This window comes from Streptomyces sp. NPDC001002 (genome assembly GCF_053599215.1).
Genome location: NZ_JBSFLV010000252.1, coordinates 1 through 7,656 on the forward strand (window position 1 = coordinate 1; position 7,656 = coordinate 7,656).

Annotated in this window: 6 protein-coding genes; 4 read left to right on the forward strand and 2 right to left on the reverse strand. The window is 70.5% G+C overall.

The window, feature by feature from the left end; all coding sequences use genetic code 11:
* Positions 1-614: NAD(P)-binding domain-containing protein (locus tag ACWDR3_RS46505; protein WP_450358752.1), on the reverse strand; the 614-nt coding region annotated here is incomplete at its 3' end.
* A gap of 286 nt (positions 615-900) precedes the next feature.
* On the opposite strand from ACWDR3_RS46505, the gene ACWDR3_RS46510 reads away from it, so the two are divergent.
* Complete coding sequence (locus tag ACWDR3_RS46510; protein ID WP_450358753.1) at positions 901-2,118, forward strand: transglycosylase family protein; 1,218 nt, start codon at positions 901-903, stop codon at positions 2,116-2,118.
* Here ACWDR3_RS46510 and ACWDR3_RS46515 read toward each other — a convergent pair.
* Positions 2,108-3,265 (reverse strand): DMT family transporter, encoded by a 1,158-nt coding sequence (locus ACWDR3_RS46515; RefSeq protein ID WP_450358754.1) that lies wholly within the window; start codon positions 3,263-3,265, stop codon positions 2,108-2,110. The two genes, ACWDR3_RS46510 and ACWDR3_RS46515, sit on opposite strands and share 11 nt — an antisense overlap.
* A 488-nt stretch (positions 3,266-3,753) precedes the next feature.
* Here ACWDR3_RS46515 and glgA point away from each other — a divergent pair, with 488 nt between their 5' ends.
* From glgA to ACWDR3_RS46530, 3 genes are all read left to right on the forward strand, one after another.
* The gene (gene glgA / locus ACWDR3_RS46520; RefSeq protein WP_450358755.1) at positions 3,754-4,905 is read left to right on the forward strand and encodes a glycogen synthase; all 1,152 of its coding nucleotides are present in this window, start codon (positions 3,754-3,756) and stop codon (positions 4,903-4,905) included.
* 81 nt (positions 4,906-4,986) lie between these two features.
* Positions 4,987-6,207 carry a glucose-1-phosphate adenylyltransferase gene (glgC, locus tag ACWDR3_RS46525; RefSeq protein ID WP_450358756.1) on the forward strand — a complete coding sequence of 407 codons (1,221 nt, stop codon included), beginning with the start codon at positions 4,987-4,989 and terminating at the stop codon, positions 6,205-6,207.
* Between the two features lie 85 nt (positions 6,208-6,292).
* A partial coding sequence (locus tag ACWDR3_RS46530) for an AAA family ATPase (protein ID WP_450358757.1) occupies positions 6,293-7,656 on the forward strand: 1,364 nt, incomplete at its 3' end.

Below are 7,656 nucleotides of genomic sequence, written 5' to 3' on the forward strand. Positions count from 1 at the left end.
AGCTGGTAGGCCTCGCCGATCAGCTGCATGTCGGCGTACTCGATGCCGTTGTGGACCATCTTCACGAAGTGCCCGGCGCCGTCGGGGCCCACGTGCGTGACACAGGGCGCCTCGTCCGCGGCCTTCGCGGAGATCTTCTCCAGCATCGGACCGAGCGAGTCGTACGACTCCTTCGGGCCGCCCGGCATGATGCTCGGGCCGTGCAGCGCGCCCTCCTCGCCGCCGGAGACGCCCATGCCGACGAAGTGGATGCCCTGCTCGCGCAGGTCGCGCTCGCGGCGCCGGGTGTCGGCGAAGTGGGCGTTGCCGCCGTCGATGATCATGTCGCCGGGCTCCAGGAGCGGGGCGAACTCCTGGATCACCGCATCGGTGGGATCGCCGGCCTTGACCATGATGACCAGCCGCCGGGGCCGCTCCAGCGCGGCGACGAACTCCTTGGCGGTGTCGGCCGCGATGAAGTCGCCCTCGTTCCCGAACTCCTCGACCAGGGCGTGCGTGCGCGCCGCCGTCCGGTTGTGCAGCGCGACCGTATAGCCGTTGCGGGCGAAGTTACGGGCGAGATTGCGGCCCATGACCGCGAGACCCGTGACGCCGATCTGGGCTGAAGTGCTCATTCGGTTGGCTCCTAGAGGATCCGATTTCGGTGGTGCCGGTCGTGCCCGTCAGTATCGCCCCACCGACCATCCTGACGTGCCGGTACGTGGGGCGCACGTCCGGAGTGCGTGACATACCGTCCGCAGATACGTACAGCCAACCCCACCTGCCTCAGCCGAAACACAACGGGGGTTTATTCCTGGTCACTTGTGAGACAGGGAGGCTGATTTGCCGTCTTGTCATGGCCTGTTCGGGGCGCTTAGTTTTGGCCTTCCTGCCTGACGCCTGTCGATGGGGGCTTGGGACATGGCCGTACGCGGCCGGCACCGCCGGTATCAGCCCAACACGATCAACCGCGCCTCGCTCACCGTCACGGCGGGCAGCGTCGGCATGGCGATTCCGCTCATCGGGGCCGGCACGGCCCACGCCGCCGACGTGTCCACCTGGAACAAGGTGGCCGCCTGCGAGTCGAGCGGGAACTGGAGCATCAACACCGGCAACGGGTATTACGGCGGGCTCCAATTCACCCGGTCGACCTGGGAGGCGTACGGCGGCACCAAGTACGCCCCGCGCGCCGACCTGGCCACCAAGGACCAGCAGATAGCCGTCGCCGAGAAGGTCCTGGACGGACAGGGGCCCGGCGCCTGGCCGGTGTGCTCGGTACGGGCCGGGCTGACCCGCGGCGGTGACACCCCGGACATCCACCCGGCGGGCGGCACCGGCGGGCAGTCCGCCGAGAAGACCACCAAGAAGAGCACGAAGAAGACCGGGACCTCCGTGCAGGACGTGCAGCCGCAGACCACGCCCCAGTCCAGGGCGGGCAGGGCGGAGATGTACACGGTGGTCCGCGGCGACTCCCTCTCCGAGATCGCCGAGACCGAGCACGTCCCGGGCGGCTGGCAGCGGCTCTACGCCGCGAACCGGACGACCGTCGGTACCGACCCCGACCTGATCATGCCGGGCCAGCGGCTCGACCTGCGGGCCAAGGCGACCCCGACCACTCACACGACGCCGAAGACGCACACCACGGCGAGCACGGCCACGGAGACGAAGAAGAAGACGTCCACCGAGACCGAGGAGAAGGTCGAGAAGAAGACCGAGGAGAAGGCCGGCACCCGGCACTCCCTGGTCGCCCCGGTGAACGCGGCCACCGGCACCCAGTACCACGCGACCGGCTCCTCCTGGTCGAAGGGCTACCACACCGGCGTCGACTTCCCCGTCCCCACCGGCACCTCCGTGAAGGCGGTCGGCGCGGGCAAGGTCGTCACCGCCGGCTGGGGCGGCTCCTTCGGCTACCAGGTGGTGCTCCGGCACGCCGACGGCCGCTACACCCAGTACGCCCACCTGTCGGCCATCTCCGTACGGGCCGGACAGTCGGTGGGCGAGGGGCAGCGGCTCGGGCGTTCGGGGTCCACCGGAAACACCACGGGCCCGCATCTGCACTTCGAAGTGCGGACGGGGCCCGGATTCGGTACGGACATCGACCCTGTCGCCTATCTCAGGGCCGGCGGCGTCAGGATTTGACGCGTACCCGGTGCCGGTCCACGAGTGGGAGCGGCAGGTAGGTGCCGCCGAAGAAGGGACCGTGGAAGCCGTAAGGCGCCGGCGCTTCGTCGTCCTCGTCCCTGTCCGCGCCCGCGGCGGGCGACGCCGGGTCGGTGTCCCCGTCGTAGGACGTGTCCGCGGCCGCTCCTTGAGCCTGTGCCGGTACGAGGATCTCCTCGCGCTCCCGTGCGTCCTCGCGGCGCGCGGCCACCGGCTGCTCGGGCAGCGCCACCAGGTTCTTCTCGGCGGGTGCCGCGGCGGCGGGCTCGGGCAGAGCCGGAGCCGTCTCCGTGGAGGTGCGGGAGAGGCGCTCGGTCGTCAGCAGGATCAGGCCGCCGGCCGCCACCACACCGCAGCTCAGCGCGAGCGCCGTGCCGGTGGTGCCGTAGCGGAAGGTCTCGCCGAACATCGTGATGCCCACCGCGGCCGCTATCACCGGGTTCACCACGGTCAGCGTGGCCAGCGGGGCCGCGAGGCCCGCGCCGCGGTAGGAGGCCTGGGACAGCAGCATGCCGGCCGTGGCGAAGACGCCGATCACGGCCAGGGACGGCAGGTCCGAGGCGGTCACACCGCCGCTCCAGTCGACCGCCACCGTCTTGGTGAAGACCGAGGACATGCCGAACGCTATGCCGGATCCGGTCGCGAGCAGCATGCTGCGCACCGCCGGGTGCCGGTGGGCGGCGCGGCCCGCGATCATCAGGGCGAGGACCACACCGCCGGTGACCACGGCCACGCCCACGCGCTGGGCGGTGTCGAGGGACTGCGAGTCGGAGGCGCCGACCAGGGAGAGCAGACCGGCGAGGCCGACGGTCGCCATGATCGCGCCGCGCCAGGCGGTCGCACCGGCCTTGCGGCCCACGAAGAGCGCCGCCATCGGCAGCGCGAAGACGATGGTGAGGGCGCCGAGCGGCTGCACCAGGCTGAGCGGGCCGTAGGCCAGCGCCGCCACGTGCAGGATGCCGCCCAGGCCGTTCAACGCGACCGCGGCCCACCAGGTCGGCCGGCGCAGCGGCGCGTACTGCTCGTCCGGGGAGGACACCGCGACGTGCTCCTGCACGATCGCGCCACCGGCGTAGGCCACGGCGGACACGAGCGACAGCAGCACGGACAACGCGAGGGCATTCATGAGCTGCTCCTCTGCGTGAGGCGGGGGCGCTGGGCCCGGCGCGGCGAACGGTCGTCCTTCATACCGAACACGATGCCCTGTCGAACTGTTCCCGTCGTCGTCCCTGAGCAGGCATTGGGTCCTACTGCCGATGGAGTACGAATCGGGCGTTGTCCTCCCCAGGGTGGGTGACACGGGGTGGACACCTCGGGGCCACACCCCCTAGAGGCCTTGGTACTACTGGCCTTCGTCGACCTCGCCCCCGAGAGCGCCGACCACACGGCACCCGAGGTCCGCTCCGTACTACGCAGGGCCGGACGGGCACCCGGCCCTCACCTACAAGCCTCGCATATGCTGACAAAAACCGGCTATCGTATGTTTAAGAAAATTCCGTAACTTTTCGTGTTCGAAGGGGTCGTCGATTCCCGCGGGCCCCCGAGTTGCCCTTCCGCGCGCGGCACATCTGGGTGACCATGTGGGAACCGGCTGCGGAGACCAGGGGGTTGTGGGTGCGAGTGGGACTGCTGACCCGGGAGTACCCGCCGGATGTGTACGGCGGCGCGGGTGTCCATGTCGAGTTCCTCGCCCGGGAGTTGAGCTCCCTGGTCGACCTGGAGGTGCACTGCTGGGGCGAGGGCCGCGGGGTGGGCGTCGTACGCCACCGCTCCTGGGCCGCCCTGGACACCGCCAACGACGCGCTGCGCACCTTCTCCGTCGACCTCGCCATGGCCGCGGGCCTCGAAGGCCGCGAGCTCGCGCACTCCCACACCTGGTACGCCAACCTCGCGGGACACTTCGGCAAGCTGCTCTACGGCATACCGCACGTGATGACCGCCCACTCCCTGGAGCCGCTGCGCCCCTGGAAGGCCGAGCAGCTCGGCGGCGGCTACGCGCTGTCCAGCTGGGCCGAGCGCACCGCGATCGAGACGGCCGACGCCGTGATCGCCGTGTCCGGGGCCATGCGCGAGGACATCCTCACCTGCTACCCCGCGCTGGATCCGGCCAAGGTCCACATCGTGCACAACGGCATCGACACCGCGCTCTACCGGCCCGACCACGGCACCGACGTCCTGGACCGCATCGGCCTGGACCGGGACCGCCCCTTCGTCCTCTTCGTCGGCCGCATCACCCGTCAGAAGGGCGTCCCGCATCTGCTGCGGGCCGTACGGGACATCGACCCGGCCGCACAGGTCGTCCTGTGCGCGGGCGCGCCCGACACCCCGGAGATCGACCGCGAGTTCCGTGAGCTCTACCAGGAGCTGAGCGCTGTCCGCGAGGGCGTGCACTGGATCCCCCAGATGCTGCCGCGTCCCGAGGTGATCCAACTCCTCACCCACGCGGCCGTGTTCGTCTGCCCCTCGGTGTACGAACCGCTCGGGATCGTCAACCTGGAGGCGATGGCCTGCGGCACGCCCGTGGTGGCCTCCCGGGTCGGCGGCATCCCCGAGGTCGTGGAGGACGGCAAGACCGGGCTGCTGGTCACCGTGGACGAGGACTTCGAGCCGAACCTGGCGCTGGCGCTGGACTCGGTCCTCGGCGACCCGGAGGCCGCCCGGCGGATGGGCGAGGCCGGACGGGAACGCGCCGTGGGGGAATTCGGCTGGGACGCGGTCGCCCGCCGTACGGTCCGGCTTTACGAGGAGATCCTCAAACAGGGGTAGTAGTACGGAGCAGGCTTCGAACAGGCTTACTCCGCCCAGCTCAAGGGCAGGCATGGGTCAACCACGGTGAGGGGAGCGGCCATGCGTCGGGGTGGTCCTTCGGTGCTCGGAATCGTGCTTGCGGGCGGAGAGGGCAAGCGCCTGATGCCCCTGACCGCGGACCGCGCGAAACCCGCGGTCACCTTCGGCGGTACGTACCGTCTCGTCGACTTCGTTCTCTCCAATCTCGTCAACGCGGACATCCTGCGCATCTGCGTCCTGACGCAGTACAAGTCGCACTCGCTGGACCGGCACATCACCCAGACCTGGCGGATGTCCAGCCTGCTGGGCAACTACGTCACCCCGGTCCCGGCCCAGCAGCGGCTCGGCCCGCGCTGGTACCTGGGCAGCGCCGACGCGATCCTCCAGTCGCTGAACCTGATCTACGACGAGCGGCCCGAGTACGTCGCCGTGTTCGGCGCCGACCACGTGTACCGCATGGACCCGCGGCAGATGCTCGCCCAGCACATAGAGAGCGGCGCGGGCGTCACGGTGGCCGGGATCCGCGTCCCGCGTACCGAGTCCTCCTCCTTCGGCGTCATCAGCCCCGGCTCGGACGGCCTCACCGTCGAGCGCTTCCTGGAGAAGCCCGCCGACCCGCCCGGCCTCGCCGACGACCCCGAGTCCGTCTTCGCCTCGATGGGCAACTACGTCTTCACCACCAAGGTGCTGATCGAGGCGCTGCAGCGGGACGCCGAGGACGGGCACTCCGTGCACGACATGGGCGGCTCGATCCTGCCCCAGCTCACCGACCGCGGCGAGGCCCAGCTCTACGACTTCAGCGCCAACCACGTGCCCGGCGAGACCACCCGCGACCAGGGCTACTGGCGGGACGTCGGCACGCTCGACGCGTACTACGAATCCCACATGGACCTCATCGCCGAGCGCCCCGCGTTCAACCTCTACAACCGCAGCTGGCCCATCTACACCCACTCCAACCAGCTCTCCCCGGCCCGTTTCAACGCCGGGGGTATCGCGGGGGAGTCCATCATCAGCGCGGGCTGCCTGATCCGCGGCCAGGTCACGCGGTCCGTCCTGTCACCCGGCGTCGTGGTCGACCCGGGCGCGGTGGTCCAGGGCTCGATCCTGCACGACAACGTCCACATCGGCCGGGGCGCGGTGGTACGGGGCGCGGTTCTGGACAAGAACGTCGAGGTGCCGCCGGGCGCGACGATCGGCGTCAATCCGGAGCGGGACGCGGAGCTGTACACCGTGTCCAAGGGCGGGGTAATTGCCTTGGGTAAGGGGCAGTTGGTGACGTAACCTCCTCGCCGGGGGAGGGGGACGGATGGTACGGGGGAACGTACGACGGTCGCAGGGGGACGAACAGCGGTCGTCGCGGGGTGAGTTGACCGAGCAGTCCGAGGGACATACCGGGGCCGAGGGCCAAGAGGTGTTCGTCGGGCGGCATGCGGAGCGTGCCCTGTTCGAGGACGGCATCGCGCGTGACCCCGGCCCGGACGGGTCCCGACGGCTCATCCATGTGCACGGCGTCGCGGGGGTGGGCAAGTCGACGCTGCTGCTGCACTGGCAAGCCACCGCACGTTCGCACGGCGCAGCGACCGCGGTGGTCGACGCGGCGGCGGTGTGCAGTGTTGCGGAGGCGATGGAGGCTGTCGGCGCCGAACTCGGCTTTCCGCCGGGCCGGTTGATGGGCTTCGGCGCGAGGCCGGCGCTCGACGAGGGGCAGCGCGAGGCCGACGGGTCGGCTGTGGCCCCCGACGGGCAGGCTCCCCCTCCAAGCGGTCAGATCGCGGCCCAGTCCCTGAAGGGCGCGTCCGCATCGACTCCGGGCCCCGCGGTCGGGCCCGACCTGGCGAGTCCCGCCATGATCGGCCGGCACGTCGACTGGATGCGTGCCACGGAACGTGACCAGCGGCCTCGCGAACGTCGGACGGACGAGCACGACACCGATGCGACCGCCCGGATCGGCACCGCCTTCGTGCGCGAGCTGGTCCGACTCGCCCGTCAACAGCCGTTCCTGGTGCTGTTCTTCGACACCTGGGAGCGGTCCGGCGAGTTCCTGGACGAGTGGGTACGCGCACTCCTGCTGGACAGGTTCGGCCCATTGCCCGGCAACGTCGTCGTCGTGCTGGCCGGCCGTGACCCGCTGGACGAGAACGACTGGGCCGGCCTCCGCGCCGGCGTGACCGAGGTGCCGCTGGAGGTCTTCACCGAGCCCGAGGCCAGAGACCTGCTCGCGGCACGCGGAGTGACCGACGAGGCCGCGATCACGTCCATCCTGGACACCGCCCTCGGGCTGCCCCTCCTCCTGGACATGCTCGCGGGCACCCGCCCCTCGCACCTTGCCACGCGGGAAACGGCCGGGGAGTCGGTCGACAGCGCCGTCGACCGCTACCTCGACCGGATCGACGACACCGGGCACCGGGACGCGGTCCTCGGCTGCTCGCTGCCGCTCCGGTTCGACGAGGAGACCTTCCGTGCGGCCGTCCCGGCGGCCGAGCCCGACCTGTTCCCATGGCTGCGCGCCCGGCCGTTCGTCACCGACCGGGAGGGGCATTTCCGGTACCACGACGCCGTACGCACGAGCATGCTCCATCATCAGCGGGCGAGTTCGCCGCGGAACTGGATCGACGACCACACCCGCCTCGCGGAGGCCTTCGCGGGCCGGCGTACCGCTCACGAGGCGGATCTGGCGGCCGACAAGCGCTGGGCGGACGGCACTTGGCGCGGCCACCGCCTCAACGAGAC

Coding starts and splice junctions, on each gene's coding strand:
- ACWDR3_RS46510 (WP_450358753.1), top strand. CDS start 901: ATGGCCGTACGCGGCCGGCACCGCCGGTATCAGCCCAACACGATCAAC.
- ACWDR3_RS46515 (WP_450358754.1), bottom strand. CDS start 3,265: ATGAATGCCCTCGCGTTGTCCGTGCTGCTGTCGCTCGTGTCCGCCGTG.
- glgC (WP_450358756.1), top strand. CDS start 4,987: ATGCGTCGGGGTGGTCCTTCGGTGCTCGGAATCGTGCTTGCGGGCGGA.